The sequence below is a fragment of the Pantoea sp. Acro-807 genome, from assembly GCF_011752675.1.
Lineage (GTDB): Bacteria > Pseudomonadota > Gammaproteobacteria > Enterobacterales > Enterobacteriaceae > Pantoea > Pantoea eucrina.
This window is the reverse complement of the sequence record NZ_VWXE01000001.1, coordinates 170,847-185,308: the sequence shown is the minus strand read 5'-3', so window position 1 is coordinate 185,308 and position 14,462 is coordinate 170,847. Positions and strand designations below refer to the sequence as shown.

Below are 14,462 nucleotides of genomic sequence, written 5' to 3'. Positions count from 1 at the left end.
ACTGCAGGGGCGCACTGATGCGCCCCTTTTTACTGCGCGCTTATCTGTCCCAGTAAGACTCTTCCAGGCTATCTTCCCGCTCCGGCAGGCCGCGCGTCAGGCGCGGTGAATGCTGGTTCAGCACCTGATAACTCACGCGGTTAGCATATTTGCACACCTGCGCCAGCGAGGAGTAGGTCAGATATTCACGCGCATGTTTGCTGGAGTTGGGGACTTTGAGGCGATGGAAGTTGTTCGCCGTGATATCGTGCAGCAGCGCTGCCAGCGCCCCGTCCCCTGCCCCGTTGGTATTCATGATCTTTTCCGGTCCGCCCATGTAAGGCGCGATATGCGAGAAGATGCGCAGCGGCTGCTGACAATCCTGCTGGCGCATCGCCCGGCTGAACTCATACTGGTTGAATTCCGCAATCGCGCCCGGCAGCAGCGGGTGATTCGTTTTGCGCTTAAATTCATCTTCAGTGAAGCCCGCCATGTAGAGCCCGGTCGGACCGGCGGTGCAGAGTACCAGATCGACCCACTCCAGCGCCATATCAGCTGCCAGCAGCGGATCCTGTTCACCGGTCAGCGCAAACGCTTCTTCTTCGTTCATCGCGACAATAGAGACGTGATCGCGCAGGAAATCACGCCAGAACTGCGGGTTATCCTGAATGACATATTTTGTACCCAGCGTTAACACCACCGGCACATTATGCTTTTTCGCATACGCAATGGCGCGCAGCGTGGCGTCCGGCATCGGTTCACCAGGCTGGCAGCGTACCAGATAGGAGGTCAGCACCAGCGCTGACGCCCCGGCAATCACCTCTTCCGGGATACTCTCCGCCTGCAGCCGGTTCATCAGCCCCGGACTGATCGCGAAGGTCCGTTCACCGTGCTCGCCAATCAGGGTAAAGCAGCGGCCAATCGCGCCGTCCACGCCCTGCAGGAAGTTCAGATCCATACGGCTGGAGGTGTTGCAGAGATAGCGATAGGCGTAGCCGCCAATCTGGATGTTATTGCACATGACGCCCAGCAGCACGGAACGATCGTCAGCCAGCACCGAGTAGTTGTGCAACGTGTTGCCAATGGTGCCGCCGGCAAACTGGTGGCTGATCAGCTGCTCGCGCATCAACTCGTTATAGAGCGCTTCCGCCGTCGCGTCGTCAATCACCAGCGAATGCCCGGCACTCAGGCCGTAGCGCTGCAGGAACGCGTCATCAACTTTGGCTTCGATATCCACCAGCGTCTGGTCGATACCCACCACCCAGCTGCCCTCCTCCTGCTCCTGCTGAATAGCCTGCAGCAGCGGATCGCGCGCGTTGACGGGAAAATAGTGTTTGGATTTACGTTTGCCGGGAAATTTCATGAAAAGCAGTCATCAGGGAAAATCAGGCAGAGAAGCATATCATACTCTCTGCCTGATGCGCTTAGCGGCGCGCGTTGACCAGCTGTACCATCATCTCAATGTGCTCGTCATCAGCGTTAAGCGCGGGAATATATTCAAATTTTTCGCCGCCTGCATGCAGGAAAATTTCGCAGTTTTCACCGCTGATTTCCTCCAGCGTTTCCAGACAGTCCGCCGCAAAGCCGGGGCTCATGACCTGCACGTGCTTAATGCCTTTGGCCGGCAGACTTTTCATGGTCTCATCGGTGTAAGGCATCAGCCACGGCTCACGCCCGAAGCGCGACTGAAAGGTCATCATGATTTTTTCAGGGGCGATATTCAGCGCCGCCGCCAGTGCGGCGGTGGTATCTTTACAGCGCTGCGGATAATCATCGCCTTCATTGGCGAAACGCTGCGGAATGCCGTGGTAAGAGAGCACCAGCAGATCCGGCTCGCCGTGGCGGGCAAATGAGCGCTCAACGGAGGCTTTCAGCGCGGCAATGTAAGCCGGATGCTCAGCATAGTCGCGAATAAAGGAGACCTGCGGCAGCGAGCGCAGCGGTTTAAAGCTGCTGGCCAGGCCATCCCACACGGCGGCAACGGTAGAGCAGGAGAACTGCGGATAGAGCGGCAGCACAATCAGGTGCGTGACGCCCTGATCCAGCAGGCGATGTACCGCTCCGTCCAGGCTCGGCTGACCATAGCTCATGCCCAGCTCGACCGGCATGTCCACGCGCTGCGCCAGCGCGGCACGCTGCCGCTTGCTGAATACCATCAGCGGCGATCCCTCTTCCATCCAGACGGAGGCGTAGAGTTTCGACACGCGCGGCGAACGAAACGGCAGAATAATAAAATTAAGGATGGGCCACCATAGCCAGCGCGGCGTATCAACCACGCGCGGATCGCCGAGGAACTGCTTCAGATAGCGTTTCACCGCCGGGGTGGTAGGTGCTTCAGGTGTGCCTAAGTTAACCAGCAGAACACCGGGCTTATCTTGCCTCATTCTGTTTCCTTGATATCGCAACGAAGAGTGGTGAATCGGGGGAAATTGTAGCGGAAATCACGGGCGGGAAAAGCAATTGCTGTAAAAGGGCCAGGCATCCGGCCCTTTTGGTACTTAGCCGAGGATACGGCGCAGTTCTTCACTGACGTCAGCCACCGGGCGGGTGCCGTCAATTTTGTGATAGGCGGTGTTACCCGCTTCCGCTTCTTTGCTGTAGTAAGCAATCAGGGGCGCTGTCAGCTCATGATACTCAACCAGACGCTTACGCACGGTCTCTTCCTGATCGTCTTTGCGCGTGGTCAGCTCTTCACCGGTCACATCATCTTTACCTTCCACTTTTGGTGGCTTGTTTTTGATGTGGTATACGCGGCCAGAAGGCGCATGCACGCGACGGCCCACAATGCGATCGACGATCAGCTCGTCCGGCACGGCAAATTCCAGCACGTAATCGACTTTGATGCCCGCTTCTTTCATGGCGTCAGCCTGCGGGATGGTGCGTGGGAAGCCATCGAGCAGGAAGCCGTTTTTGCAGTCTTCCTGCGCGATACGCTCTTTAACCAGCGCAATCACCAGTTCATCAGTCACCAGTTTACCGGCATCCATGATGGCTTTCGCCTGCTGGCCCAGTTCGGTGCCTGCTTTTACTGCGGCGCGCAGCATGTCACCGGTAGAGATCTGCGGAATACCGTAGTTCTCCATAATATACTGAGCCTGAGTGCCTTTACCTGCGCCCGGTGCCCCGAGCAGAATAATACGCATTGCGTAATTCCCCTTGCGAATCGCATTGATCAATCTATGAAGGCCAAGAACATACCATTATGACCCGCCAGCCACAAGGCAACGGGCACGCTATCACTGGCCCGCCTACTGTGACCTGCTTTGGGATGAAGCGCCAGCTGAGGGATTGATTTTAGGAATTCAGGCTACGCAGCAACAACGCTTTCAGCTGCTTTTTCAGCGTCGCGGTGACGTTTGTATGTTTGCTGCCGCTGCCGCGCAGGCTGGCCGGGATCAGCAAACGTCCGGGCAGCCGCCGGATCTCCGGCGGCAGGGTAACATTATGCAGCGCCGGCGGCAGATCAATCAGGGCAAATGGCAAACCGGGCTGCTGCAGTGAGGCGAGCGGTAGCGGCGTTTCGAGCGCAAACCGGTCAACCATGGCGATATTAAACGGCTTCCACTCAGCGCTCTCCATCATCGTCAGCGCCTGCTGCGGCGCGCTTCCCAGCGCCAGCCCCTGCTCTATCAGCCGCAGTTCGCTGCGCACCAGCGTGCTGAATTTTGTCGTGCGCAGCGCAATCAGTACCAGATCGTCGCTCAGCGCTGCATGGTGGTTCAGGTGTGCGACAAACAGATGGGAGCCGGCAATCAGCGTTTTGTGCAGCGCGCTGGCAAACGACCCGGAAGCGTCGGTCACGCCCTGACTCTGGCAGGCGTCGAGCGAGCGCACCCGCCCTTCCGCCAGATCCACATGCTCTATCAGGGCGATATTTCCCGCCATCATCGGGACGGCGGGCAGCACGCTCAGCTCGCTAACCGGATGGTGCGAGGCGTAGCGTGTCTGATTACGCGCCTGCTCCTGGCGTAAAAAAAGCTGAGAGAGCACCACCCGCGCAATATGCAGCGTGGGCGCAAAGAAGAGATCGTAATTTTCCAGCCGGTAGTAGCGGGATAGCTGGCTGCGCAGCCGATCGCATATCGCCGCCCTGGCAGAGGCGTTTTGTGAGGCCATCGCGTAACGTTTCCCTGTATTAGCTGCGAAGTGGTGCTTTCCGGCAGATAAAACGCGTGGCTGATACATAGCCAGCCCGTCCCGTCAACCTGCCAGAATCTGGAGCAGAGGTTAGGGCAATGCGGCTGGACATTAAAATGATATAAACTGACAATCCCTGTTAGGTTTTTACACAAGGGACGAGTATGACCGCGCTTCCGTCACTACGGGCGCTGCGCTATTTTCATCAGGCAGCGCTGCACAGCAGTTTCAGTACGGCAGCGGAAACCCTGCATGTCACCCACAGCGCCGTCAGCCATCAGGTGCGCCAGCTGGAGAGCTGGATGGGCAAACCGCTGTTTGTACGCACTAACGGACGCGTCAAACTCACCTCGCATGGCGAACGCCTTCTGGTCAGCTGTCAGAAAGCGTTCAGCGAACTCGCCACCAGCTGCGAAAGCATACGTACCGGTATGCGGCATCACCTCTCTGTTTCCTGTGCGCCCAGCTTTCTCTCTCAGTGGCTGATCCCGCGTATCAGCAGTTTCTATCAGCGCTACCCGGATATCGACGTGCAGTTTCAGTCACTGGTTGAGATCGATCAGCTGCGCAGTGAACACACCGATGTGCTGATCCTGAGTTATGAGCAGCAGCCCGATGATGATATTGAAGCCACGCTTATCAGCGATGACGCGATTGGGCCGCTCTGTGCGCCCCACTACGCCGAACGCCTGCAGAGCGCGCGCGATCTGCAAACGCTGCCGCTGCTGCATGCGGATACCCGGCTGCACGCCTGGGCTGAGTGGGCAAAAAACAGCGGCGCACGCGGTGATTTCTGGCGTGGCAAACACTTTGATAATCTGATGCTGGCTATTCAGGCCGCCAGAAGCGGTCTGGGGATCATTATGGCCCCGCGACTGCTGGTGCAGCAGGAGCTGGAAGCGGGCGCGCTGATTGCGCCGCTGGGCTTTGTGCGCATCGATCGCGCGACCTGGATGATGGCCAAACGCTCGCGCGAGCAGAATGCAGAGATCCGTCTGTTTCGCGCATGGCTCAGAGAGCAGGCGCAGTGCTGACGCCATAAAAAAGGGCGCCATTAATGGCGCCCTTAGCTGTTTTATTCGCTTCGCGCTGTGCGGCGTTACGCCGTCAGCAGCTGGTTCATGCGGCGGATAAACTGGTTAGGATCGTCCAGCGTACCGCGCTCAGCCAGCAGCGCCTGATCCAGCAGCAGTTCAACCCATTCGGCAAAGCGCGCCTCATCCTGGGTATCCGCTACGCGTTTCACCAGGCCATGCTCCGGATTGATCTCAAAGATATATTTCACTTCCGGAACATCCTGACCGGCGGCGGCAAACAGCTTCGCCATCTGGGTGGTCATTTCGTTAGCATCAGTGGTGACGATAGCAGGCGTATCGGTCAGACGATGCGTCAGTCGCACCTCTTTAACGCGCTCGCCCAGCAGCGTTTTCACGCGCTCAACAAACGGCTCCAGCGCTTTTTCCGCTTCTTTCTGCTCTTCGGTCTCTTCATCCGCCAGCTTGCTCAGCGACTCATCAGCTTTGCTTACTGACTGGAACGTTTTACCTTCGAACTCGGTGAGATAACTCATCATCCACTCATCGATACGATCGGAGAGCAGCAGTACCTCAATGCCTTTTTTGCGGAACAGCTCCAGATGCGGGCTGCTTTTCGCCGCGGCATAGCTGTCCGCCGTGATGTAGTAGATCTTCTCCTGACCTTCAACCATGCGGCTCAGGTAGTCATCCAGCGATACGCTCTGCTCGCTGCCTTCGCTCTGCGTGGTGGCAAAACGCAGCAGTTTAGCAATCGCCTGCTGATTGGCGCTATCTTCTGCCGGTCCCTCTTTCAGTACCAGACCAAACTCTTTCCAGAACTGCTGATACTTCTCTGCATCATCTTTTGCCAGTTTTTCCAGCATCTGCAGGCTGCGCTTAGTCAGCGCGGCGCGCAGGCTCTGGGTGACACGGCTGTCCTGCAGAATTTCACGTGAGACGTTAAGCGGCAGATCGTTAGAGTCAATCAGACCGCGCACAAAGCGCAGGTAGTTCGGCATGAATTGCTCAGCGTCATCCATAATAAACACGCGCTGTACATAAAGCTTGAGGCCATGCTTGCTGTCGCGGTTCCACATATCGAACGGAGCACGCTGCGGGATGTAGAGCAGGCTGGTGTACTCCTGCTTGCCTTCCACGCGATTATGGCTCCAGATAGCCGGATCGCTGAAGTCATGTGCAATGTGCTTGTAGAACTCGTTGTACTCGTCGTCGCTGATCTCCGCTTTATTACGCGTCCACAGCGCCTGGGCTTTGTTGACCTTCTCCCAGGTTACGGTGTCGTTCTCTTCATCTTTGGTTTCGATCTCTACCGGCAGTGCGATGTGATCGGAATATTTGCTGATGACGTTACGCACGCGCCAGGCGTCAAGGAAATCATCTTCCCCTGCGCGGAAATGCAGCGTGATCTCGGTACCGCGATCGGCTTTTTCGATTTCTGCCAGGGTATATTCGCCCTCGCCTTCTGACTCCCAGAACACGCCCTCGCTGGCCTGTGCGCCGGCAGCGCGGGTGCGCACGGTCACTTTGTCAGCAACGATAAAGGCGGAGTAGAAACCCACACCAAACTGGCCAATCAGCTGGCTGTCTTTCGCCTGGTCAGAGCCCATAGACTCCAGGAACGCTTTGGTGCCTGATTTAGCGATAGTACCGAGGTTTTCAATTACCTCATCGCGACGCATACCGATACCGTTGTCGCTCAGCGTCAGCGTCCGTTTCTCCTTGTCGACCGAGATACGCACGCGCAGCTCGCCGTCGCCTTCATAGAGATCCGGAGTGGAAAGCGCGCGGAAGCGCAGCTTATCAGCGGCATCAGAGGCGTTGGAGATCAGTTCACGCAGGAAAATCTCTTTGTTTGAATAGAGGGAATGGATCATCAGGTGCAGAAGTTGTTTTACCTCTGACTGGAAGCCACGCGTCTCTTGTCCTTTCATGGTCATTGCTACCTCAACAGAATCGGGGTTGATCGAACGTTGAGGAAGAGATGGGGATGGCGGGAAAATTTTCAAGCCGGTTTCAGTGAATGAAACCGGCGAGTGCTTAGAATTTAATCTTATGACGCCCGGCAAGAGAGTGCGACAGCGTGGTGCCATCAACCATCTCCAGCTCACCACCTACCGGCACACCGTGTGCAATACGGCTGGCGTCAACGCCATACTGACCGCACAGCTCAGCGATATAGTTGGCGGTCGCTTCACCCTCTACCGTGGGGTTGGTCGCCAGGATCACCTCCTGCAGCGTCTCATGTTCCAGACGCTGCTCCAGGCGATCGAGCCCGATATCCTGCGGACCAATCCCATCCAGCGGCGACAGATGTCCCATCAGCACAAAGTAGCGTCCGCCAAACTGGCCGGTCTGCTCAATGGCGTGAATATCTGCCGGGCTTTCCACCACGCAAATCTGCCCGTTCTGCTGCCGACGGGCGTTAGCACAGATGGTGCAGATCTCCTGTTCGGTGAAGGTGCGGCAATCGGCACAGTGGCCGATTTCCGACATCGCGCGCGTCAGCGCCTGAGCCAGACGCATGCCACCGCTGCGATCGCGTTGCAACAGGTGAAACGCCATGCGCTGCGCTGACTTCGGGCCTACACCCGGCAGACAGCGCAGTGACTCCATTAAGGTTTCAAGCAGTGGACTGGTCTGCATCAGAACGGCATCTTGAAGCCAGGCGGCAGCTGCATACCGGAAGAGACAGAAGCCATCTTCTCTTTCTGCGTCTCATCGATGCGACGCGCCGCATCGTTAAAGGCTGCAGCAATCAAATCTTCCAGCATATCTTTGTCATCTTCCAGCAGGCTGGGATCGACTTCCACGCGACGGCAGTTGTGCGCGCCGTTGATGGTTACTTTAACCAGACCCGCACCCGATTCGCCCGTAACTTCCAGCGCGGCGATCTCTTCCTGAACCTTGGCCATTTTATCCTGCATCTGCTGGGCCTGTTTCATCAGGTTGCCCAATCCGCCTTTACCAAACATAGTTTTCTCTCTCTGCTGGGGCTGCGCGCAACCTCTGCGCGACAGCGTGATCATACGGGTCGGATACTCTCTTCATCCAGATCGGCATCAAAGAACTGCTGCAGCATCTGAATGTGGGTATCACTTGCGAGCGACTGGCGCGCCTGCGCCAGCTTCTCTTCATAGATGGCCTGTCGCCACTCCAGCGGCGTCAGCACCGCCGGATTATCATCTTCCACGATGGTCAGTTCAACTTCCTGACCCGCCGCCTGGCTTAGCGCAGCCTGAATGGCCTGCCGGGCTGCCGCAGAATTGAGGTGTCGCTGGCTGCTGCGCAGATGCAGCGTCACGCTCTGTTCATGCTGCTCTTTCCACGCGTTGAGCGCCACCTGCTGCACCAGCTTTGGCAGCGTCAGCCGGGCAATTTCAGCGGTCCAGGCATCACGCAGCTGTGCTTCCTCGGCCAGCCGCGCAGCCAGCTCCGGCGTTTTCTCATGCTCCAGCGCTGAACGCAAGGCTTTTGGCGTTGCGACCGGCTCCGCTTTCTCCTCACTCTGCTGCTGTGCTTTCCAGCGGTACGCCTCCGGTTTTACCGGCGCGCTTGCGGTTTCGGGTGCACGCTGCTGAACGCGCTCCGTCACCGTAGCCAGACGCTCCAGCGCCTGATTTGCCGGCCGCGCGGGACGCGCTGCCGGCTCACTCTTTTTTACTTTACCTGCCCCCTGACGCAGCAGTTGCGTACGCGCCTGCAGCAGCTGACTGGTGGTGTCCGGCAGATTGCCGGCAGGCGGAGCCTGCGGTTCTGCCGGAGCCGGCGCAGCGGGCGGCGCCATCTGCGGTTGCGTAGCCGGTGCCATCTGCGGTTGTGTAGCCGCAGCAGGCTGCTCAGCCGGGGCGGCGGCAGGTACCTGCGGTGCCGCCTGCGGTGCCAGCGACGGACGCGCCACCGGTTCAGCAAGTGTAGCCTGTGGATGGAAAGCCAGCGCGCGCAGCAGCGTCATTTCCACACCCAGGCGCCGATCGGGTGCCAGCGGCAGATCTTTGCGTCCCATCAGCAGCGTCTGATAGTAGAGCTGCACGTCAGCGGGTGGCAGGGTACGCGCCAGCTCACGCAGGCGCTGCGCTTCACTGAACTCTTCATCATTGAGAGAGCCAGGCAGCAGCTGCACCATTGCGATGCGATGCAGCAGCCGCAGCATCTCAACCAGCAGCGCTTCCCACTCTACTCCGCGCGAAGCGGCCTGATTCAGGCGCGCCATTACCCGTTCGCCGCTGCCCTCCACCAGCGCTTCAATCAGCGCCAGCGGCTGTTCATCATCCAGCGTGCCGAGCATCTGCGCGACGGTATCGCGCGTGACGCTGCCCTGCCCGCTGGCGATCGCCTGATCGGTCAGGCTCAGCGCATCACGCATACTGCCATCGGCAGCGCGCGCCAGCAGATGCAGCGCACGTGGCTCCGCGGCAATCTGCTCCTGCTCCAGCACATAGCTCAGCTGCTGCTGAATCTGTTCAACGTCCAGCGCTTTCAGATGGAACTGCAGGCAGCGCGACAGGATAGTGATCGGCAGCTTCTGCGGATCGGTGGTGGCCAGCAAAAACTTAACGTGGGACGGCGGCTCTTCCAGCGTTTTCAGCAGGGCATTAAAGCTGTGGCGCGACAGCATATGTACTTCATCAATCAGATAGACCTTGAAGCGACCGCGCGCTGGCGCGTACTGCACGTTATCCAGCAGATCGCGCGTATCTTCCACTTTGGTACGGGAAGCCGCATCGATCTCGATTAAGTCAACAAAGCGGCCCTGCTCAATTTCCCGGCAGTTGTCGCACTTGCCACAGGGCGTAGCGGTAATACCGGTTTCGCAATTCAACCCTTTCGCCAGCAGGCGGGCAATAGAAGTTTTCCCTACGCCGCGGGTGCCGGAGAAAAGATAGGCATGATGAATACGTCCCAGTGATAACCCGTTGGCGAGCGCAGTCAGCACATGTTCCTGACCCACTACGTCTGCGAAGGCCTGGGGACGCCATTTTCGCGCAAGTACCTGATAGCTCATGTGGATGTGGTCACTGGATTGTATTGAGTTGGCACAGCAGCGCGGCAATCAGCCGGCAGCCACCGTCAGAAAAAGGGAAAAAATGCAGCTTCGCAAACCCTGTGTATTTGGGCAGTAGTTTACCAGCCACAGCGAAATATGCCTATACCCGTCTCGGGCAGGCGCAGGCAGAGTAACCTATGGGATAAGCACTGCGCTCCGCAAAACGGCAGAGCGCAGCAGGCCTTAGTGGCCGGGGAAGCTGACGAGGCTGTAGCAGTTAACGCCCAGCGCGGTCAGGCGCGCTTCGCCGCTAAGATCGAACAGATTAATGACAAAAGCGGCATCGTTGACTTCGCCACCCGCGCGGCGGATCAGTTTTACCGTCGCCTCAATGGTGCCGCCGGTTGCCAGCAGATCGTCGATGACCAGCACGATATCGCCGGGTTTAATCGCGTCTTTGTGCAGCTCCAGCGCATCCGTACCGTACTCCAGCTCATAGCGCTCCTGCCAGGTTTCACGCGGCAGCTTGCCCGGTTTACGCACCGGTATAAAGCCTACGCCCAGCCCCAGCGCTACGGGTGCACCAAACAGGAAGCCGCGCGCTTCTGTACCCACCACTTTGGTGATGCCTTTGTCACGATAACGCTCAACCAGAATGGAGATCGCCGCCGCATAGGCCTGCGGATCTTCCATAAGGCTGGTCACGTCGCGGAACAAAATGCCCGGCTTCGGATAGTCGTGAATACTTTTGATGCTGTTTTTGATCAGTTCAAGCTGCTGCGCAGTTGCGGTCATAAAGGTTACGCCTGGAAAAATATCTAAAACGCGCAGCTTCAACAGCGCCAATACCCGGAGACCGGGTTAAGCGAAGTCGTTTCACAGAGGGAAGCCACGCACGAAGATGCCCAAATCTAAGCAAACAGCGGCCTAAATGCAACCCTGACGCGGTTAATGTTGCGTTGTCTCTTCTGCTACTACCGGGATACGCCACATAAAGAGCAGCAGTATCGCTAATAACACCAGCAGCAGCAGACGCAGCCAGAACAGCTTTACCAGCCAGAGCGAGAACGCAAAGGTGATGATAATCAGCACTATTGCCCGCCCCTTAGCGCCTGGCGGCATGGCACGATGACGCTGCCAGTGACGCAGATAGCGGCCAAAAGGCGAGCGCCACAGCAGCCAGTGGTGAAAGCGCGGCGATGAACGGGCAAAACACCAGGCGGCCAGCAACACAAATGGCGTTGTCGGGAGTAAAGGTAATACAATGCCCAGCGTGCCCAGCACTATCGCCAGCCAGCCAAGGCTCAACAGTAGAAAACGCTGCATGCCAGATGCCTGAATACTGAATATGCTCTTACGTTAACATGGAACCGAAGTGATGCCTCTCCTTTCCGCGCCTGAGCGGCTGCAAAAAATCGTTGAAACGCTGCGCCAGCGCATAGCACAGCAGCCGGACGGCGTCTGCAGAGTGCCGCGCTTTGATGCCGCACTGTTTCATACGAAAGGCACCCGCCTGAGCGACTATCTGCAGGAGCTGGAGCAGAATCTGCACCATCTGCAGCAAAAACAGCACGGCGCCGTGCAGCAGCAGTGGCTGGCGCAGCGGGTGCTGGATCAGCTGGCGGCACTTCAGCGCGAATGCGAAAGCCAGCAGCTGCGGCCGTGGCGGGAGCAGCCGCGGCGGGATACCCGCCAGCAGAAGCGTGTTGAGTATCAGGGGTATGAGACGCGGCTACTCGCCATGCTGCGCCAGCGCGAGGCGCATCTTGCCCGGGCAGAAACGCTGAGCGTGCAGCAGCAGCTGATGCGGGAAGTGGAGCAGCTGCAGGCGCGATTAAGCCGCTGTCGCGCTGCGCTTTATCAGCTCGATCTGCCCGCCGCGCAGCCGTAGCGCTGCACTTCTATACTCAACGCATAAGGCAGAAGGAGGAACCGGTGACGCTGATTATCTGGATAGTAACGGGCCTGGCCGCTGGCTGGCTCAGGCGCCTGCTGCTGCCCGGCAGGCCCGGCGGGATGATCCCCGGGCTGGTACTGGCCGCAATTGGCGCGCTGATTGGCGGCTATATTGCCACCTACTTTATGAATGGCGAAATCGGCACGCTGCATATCGCCGGCGTAGCTGCCGCTTTGGCGGGCGCAGTGCTGATGCTGCTGGTTGCAATAAAACTACGAATTTAGGAGAGAGTATGTCGCTTGAGAGCGCACCGGATGAGATTAAGCTGGCGGTCGATTTGATTCAGCTGCTGGAGGAGAACCAGGTGCCGCCCGCGACGGTGCTGGCCGCGCTGGCGATCGTCCGGCGCGACTATGAACAGAAGCTGGCCGCCGCGCATGCAGATTAACGCCCGCTCAGGGTCGGGCTCAGCCGCAGCATATCGAGAAACGCATCAACGATCTGCGGCGCTTCCGCGGCCAGGTCAAAACTGTGCGGATTAAACAGCCAGCTCTCCATCATGCCATTGATATAGCCACGCATCAGCAGTGCCGCCTGACGGGTATTCAGCGCACCGGGCAGCTGTCCCGCTTCAATGCAGCTGCGCAGCACGGTTTCAATGCGGTCATAACACGCCTGCAGTAAGCCCTGCTGCATCGCAACCAGCGTTGACATTTCGCCCACAAACTCACATTTATGGAAGATAATCTCCATAAGTGCGCGTCTTTGCGCATCCTTTGCCGTGGCGTCAAGGATATAGATCAGCATCGAACGCATTACAGAAAGTGGATCGTCCGGATATTTTGTCTGATACTCAAGTTCCACATCGTCCAGCCCGGCGTCGCAGCGCAGCCAGATTTCCTGTAACAGATCGGCTTTATTTTTAAAGTGCCAGTAAATGGCACCGCGCGTGACGCCAGCCGCTGCGGCGATATCAGCCAGCGACGTGGCGGCCACACCCTGTTCAGAAAAGTGTGCTAATGCGGCATCAAGAATTTGATTACGCGTTTCAAGTGCTTGCGCTTTGGTTTTTCGTGCCATAGGGAGCTGTTTTTACAAACTGGCAAGTTTACATACATTTGTGAATGTATGTACCATAGCATGACCCGTGTTTTAACGCAGCAATGGGTTTATCGGTTTGTGATCCATTGATCATTTGATATCGGACACTAGAGGTTTTATTTATGAATAAAAACAGAGGGTTAGTGCCTCTGGCGGCCGCCGTGATGCTTTCAGGCAGCTTTTTGTTAACAGGATGTGATGATGATAAATCTCAGCAAGCCGGCCAGCAGCAGCAACAGCCGCCGGAAGTCGGGGTGGTCACATTAAAAGCTGAACCCCTGAAGGTCACGACTGAACTGCCTGGTCGCACTTCCGCGTTTCGCGTAGCAGAAGTCCGCCCTCAGGTGTCGGGTATCATTCTGAAGCGTAATTTTGTTGAAGGCAGTGATATTAAAGCGGGCCAGTCGCTTTATCAGATCGATCCTGCCACCTATCAGGCAGCTTACGACAGTGCTAAAGGGGATTTAGCGCAGGCGCAGGCTAATGCCCGCGTAGCGCAGCTCACCATCAAACGTTATAAGCCACTGCTCGGCACCAAATATATCAGTCAGCAGGATTACGACAACGCAGCGGCCACTGCGGCTCAGACCGCGGCTGCTGTGCAGGCTGCCCAGGCTAACGTTGAAACTGCCCGTATCAACCTCGCCTACACCAAAGTCACGTCGCCTATCAGCGGCCGTATCGGCAAATCCTCTGTGACGGAAGGTGCCCTGGTCTCCAATGGTCAGACTAACGCGCTCGCGACCGTGCAGCAGCTGGATCCTATGTATGTCGATGTAACGCAGTCCAGTGACGATTTTCTGCGCCTGCGCGCCGAGCTCGAAGCGGGCCAGCTGAAACAGACCGATGGTAAAGCTAACGTCACGCTGCTGATGCAGGATGGTAGCCCTTACAAGCAGTCGGGAACACTGGAATTTTCCGATGTCACCGTCGATGAAACCACCGGTTCGATTACGCTGCGCGCCATCTTCCCCAACCCGGATAACCGTCTGCTGCCGGGTATGTTTGTGCGCGCGCGTCTGGATGAAGGCGTGAACCCAACCGCGCTGCTGGTGCCGCAAACCGGCGTGACCCGTACGCCAACCGGTGATGCCAGCGCGATGGTTGTTGGCGCAGATAACAAAGTAGAAGTACGTAAGATCACTGCAAATCAGGCGTTTGGTGACAAATGGCTGGTTACCGATGGTCTGAAAGAGGGCGACCGCGTGATTACCGTCGGTATTCAGCGCGCGAAAGCGGGTGCGCAGGTTACGCCAAAAGAGGTCTCAGATGATGCTAAAGCAGCCCAGGAATCTCAGTCTGCTAAATCATCGTCATAACAGGAGCC

At 57.6% G+C, this 14,462-nt stretch carries 16 protein-coding genes and 1 other annotated feature; of the genes, 5 read left to right on the top strand and 11 right to left on the bottom strand.

Annotated elements, in window-relative coordinates; translation table 11 throughout:
• Nucleotides 1-40 precede the first annotated feature (40 nt).
• From F3J39_RS00930 to F3J39_RS00915, 4 genes are all read right to left on the bottom strand, one after another.
• Nucleotides 41-1,342 (bottom strand): inosine/guanosine kinase, encoded by a 1,302-nt coding sequence (locus F3J39_RS00930; protein ID WP_039383027.1) that lies wholly within the window; start codon nt 1,340-1,342, stop codon nt 41-43.
• A gap of 61 nt (nt 1,343-1,403) precedes the next feature.
• Nucleotides 1,404-2,363: a ferrochelatase gene (hemH, locus tag F3J39_RS00925; protein WP_039383026.1), complete on the bottom strand. Its 960-nt coding sequence runs from the start codon at nt 2,361-2,363 to the stop codon at nt 1,404-1,406.
• A 114-nt stretch (nt 2,364-2,477) separates the two neighbouring features.
• Nucleotides 2,478-3,122, bottom strand: coding sequence for an adenylate kinase (gene adk / locus F3J39_RS00920; RefSeq protein ID WP_039383025.1), 645 nt, complete (start codon nt 3,120-3,122; stop codon nt 2,478-2,480).
• A gap of 151 nt (nt 3,123-3,273) precedes the next feature.
• A complete protein-coding gene (locus F3J39_RS00915; protein WP_071668945.1) occupies nt 3,274-4,095 on the bottom strand; it encodes a DUF6024 family protein in 822 nt (273 codons plus the stop codon).
• A gap of 185 nt (nt 4,096-4,280) precedes the next feature.
• Between F3J39_RS00915 and F3J39_RS00910 the strand changes: the two genes are divergently transcribed.
• The gene (locus F3J39_RS00910) at nt 4,281-5,150 is read left to right on the top strand and encodes a LysR substrate-binding domain-containing protein (RefSeq protein ID WP_039383021.1); all 870 of its coding nucleotides are present in this window, start codon (nt 4,281-4,283) and stop codon (nt 5,148-5,150) included.
• Between the two features lie 65 nt (nt 5,151-5,215).
• Here the strand turns inward: F3J39_RS00910 and htpG are convergent, their stop codons facing one another.
• The 6 genes from htpG to F3J39_RS00880 form a co-directional block, all read right to left on the bottom strand.
• Entirely contained in the window at nt 5,216-7,090 is a 1,875-nt protein-coding gene (htpG, locus tag F3J39_RS00905; protein WP_071668943.1) for a molecular chaperone HtpG, read from the bottom strand.
• A 100-nt stretch (nt 7,091-7,190) separates the two neighbouring features.
• Nucleotides 7,191-7,796, bottom strand: a complete 606-nt coding sequence (recR, locus tag F3J39_RS00900; protein ID WP_039383019.1) for a recombination mediator RecR — start codon at nt 7,794-7,796, stop codon at nt 7,191-7,193.
• Nucleotides 7,796-8,125 carry a YbaB/EbfC family nucleoid-associated protein gene (locus F3J39_RS00895; protein ID WP_031377860.1) on the bottom strand — a complete coding sequence of 110 codons (330 nt, stop codon included), beginning with the start codon at nt 8,123-8,125 and terminating at the stop codon, nt 7,796-7,798. The genes recR and F3J39_RS00895 overlap by 1 nt, the downstream gene beginning before the upstream one ends.
• Before the next feature lie 50 nt (nt 8,126-8,175).
• A complete protein-coding gene (dnaX, locus tag F3J39_RS00890) occupies nt 8,176-10,155 on the bottom strand; it encodes a DNA polymerase III subunit gamma/tau (protein WP_104084633.1) in 1,980 nt (659 codons plus the stop codon).
• Nucleotides 8,770-8,831 (bottom strand) — a sequence feature (DnaX frameshifting element). (Overlaps the previous gene by 62 nt.)
• A gap of 225 nt (nt 10,156-10,380) precedes the next feature.
• Nucleotides 10,381-10,932, bottom strand: coding sequence for an adenine phosphoribosyltransferase (gene apt, locus F3J39_RS00885; RefSeq protein ID WP_039383017.1), 552 nt, complete (start codon nt 10,930-10,932; stop codon nt 10,381-10,383).
• 153 nt (nt 10,933-11,085) lie between these two features.
• Nucleotides 11,086-11,463, bottom strand: a complete 378-nt coding sequence (locus tag F3J39_RS00880; RefSeq protein ID WP_039383014.1) for a DUF454 family protein — start codon at nt 11,461-11,463, stop codon at nt 11,086-11,088.
• A gap of 52 nt (nt 11,464-11,515) precedes the next feature.
• Here F3J39_RS00880 and priC point away from each other — a divergent pair, with 52 nt between their 5' ends.
• The 3 genes from priC to rsmS are packed head-to-tail and all read left to right on the top strand — an operon-like array spanning nt 11,516 to nt 12,482.
• Nucleotides 11,516-12,028, top strand: a complete 513-nt coding sequence (gene priC, locus F3J39_RS00875) for a primosomal replication protein PriC (protein WP_166713758.1) — start codon at nt 11,516-11,518, stop codon at nt 12,026-12,028.
• Nucleotides 12,029-12,072: 44 nt separating this feature from the next.
• Nucleotides 12,073-12,318 carry a membrane protein gene (locus F3J39_RS00870; RefSeq protein WP_039383012.1) on the top strand — a complete coding sequence of 82 codons (246 nt, stop codon included), beginning with the start codon at nt 12,073-12,075 and terminating at the stop codon, nt 12,316-12,318.
• An 8-nt stretch (nt 12,319-12,326) separates the two neighbouring features.
• Entirely contained in the window at nt 12,327-12,482 is a 156-nt protein-coding gene (gene rsmS, locus F3J39_RS00865) for a pleiotropic regulatory protein RsmS (RefSeq protein ID WP_071668940.1), read from the top strand.
• On the opposite strand, the gene acrR is transcribed toward rsmS, so the two are convergent.
• Nucleotides 12,479-13,114 (bottom strand): multidrug efflux transporter transcriptional repressor AcrR, encoded by a 636-nt coding sequence (gene acrR / locus F3J39_RS00860; RefSeq protein ID WP_039383011.1) that lies wholly within the window; start codon nt 13,112-13,114, stop codon nt 12,479-12,481. The two genes, rsmS and acrR, sit on opposite strands and share 4 nt — an antisense overlap.
• A 143-nt stretch (nt 13,115-13,257) precedes the next feature.
• Here acrR and F3J39_RS00855 point away from each other — a divergent pair, with 143 nt between their 5' ends.
• Nucleotides 13,258-14,454 (top strand): efflux RND transporter periplasmic adaptor subunit, encoded by a 1,197-nt coding sequence (locus F3J39_RS00855; protein WP_039383010.1) that lies wholly within the window; start codon nt 13,258-13,260, stop codon nt 14,452-14,454.
• The last annotated feature ends 8 nt before the right edge of the window (nt 14,455-14,462 follow it).

Coding starts and splice junctions, on each gene's coding strand:
- F3J39_RS00915 (WP_071668945.1), bottom strand. CDS start 4,095: ATGGCCTCACAAAACGCCTCTGCCAGGGCGGCGATATGCGATCGGCTG.
- rsmS (WP_071668940.1), top strand. CDS start 12,327: ATGTCGCTTGAGAGCGCACCGGATGAGATTAAGCTGGCGGTCGATTTG.
- F3J39_RS00880 (WP_039383014.1), bottom strand. CDS start 11,463: ATGCAGCGTTTTCTACTGTTGAGCCTTGGCTGGCTGGCGATAGTGCTG.
- dnaX (WP_104084633.1), bottom strand. CDS start 10,155: ATGAGCTATCAGGTACTTGCGCGAAAATGGCGTCCCCAGGCCTTCGCA.
- hemH (WP_039383026.1), bottom strand. CDS start 2,363: ATGAGGCAAGATAAGCCCGGTGTTCTGCTGGTTAACTTAGGCACACCT.
- F3J39_RS00910 (WP_039383021.1), top strand. CDS start 4,281: ATGACCGCGCTTCCGTCACTACGGGCGCTGCGCTATTTTCATCAGGCA.
- priC (WP_166713758.1), top strand. CDS start 11,516: ATGCCTCTCCTTTCCGCGCCTGAGCGGCTGCAAAAAATCGTTGAAACG.
- adk (WP_039383025.1), bottom strand. CDS start 3,122: ATGCGTATTATTCTGCTCGGGGCACCGGGCGCAGGTAAAGGCACTCAG.
- F3J39_RS00930 (WP_039383027.1), bottom strand. CDS start 1,342: ATGAAATTTCCCGGCAAACGTAAATCCAAACACTATTTTCCCGTCAAC.
- F3J39_RS00895 (WP_031377860.1), bottom strand. CDS start 8,125: ATGTTTGGTAAAGGCGGATTGGGCAACCTGATGAAACAGGCCCAGCAG.
- htpG (WP_071668943.1), bottom strand. CDS start 7,090: ATGACCATGAAAGGACAAGAGACGCGTGGCTTCCAGTCAGAGGTAAAA.
- apt (WP_039383017.1), bottom strand. CDS start 10,932: ATGACCGCAACTGCGCAGCAGCTTGAACTGATCAAAAACAGCATCAAA.
- recR (WP_039383019.1), bottom strand. CDS start 7,796: ATGCAGACCAGTCCACTGCTTGAAACCTTAATGGAGTCACTGCGCTGT.
- acrR (WP_039383011.1), bottom strand. CDS start 13,114: ATGGCACGAAAAACCAAAGCGCAAGCACTTGAAACGCGTAATCAAATT.
- F3J39_RS00855 (WP_039383010.1), top strand. CDS start 13,258: ATGAATAAAAACAGAGGGTTAGTGCCTCTGGCGGCCGCCGTGATGCTT.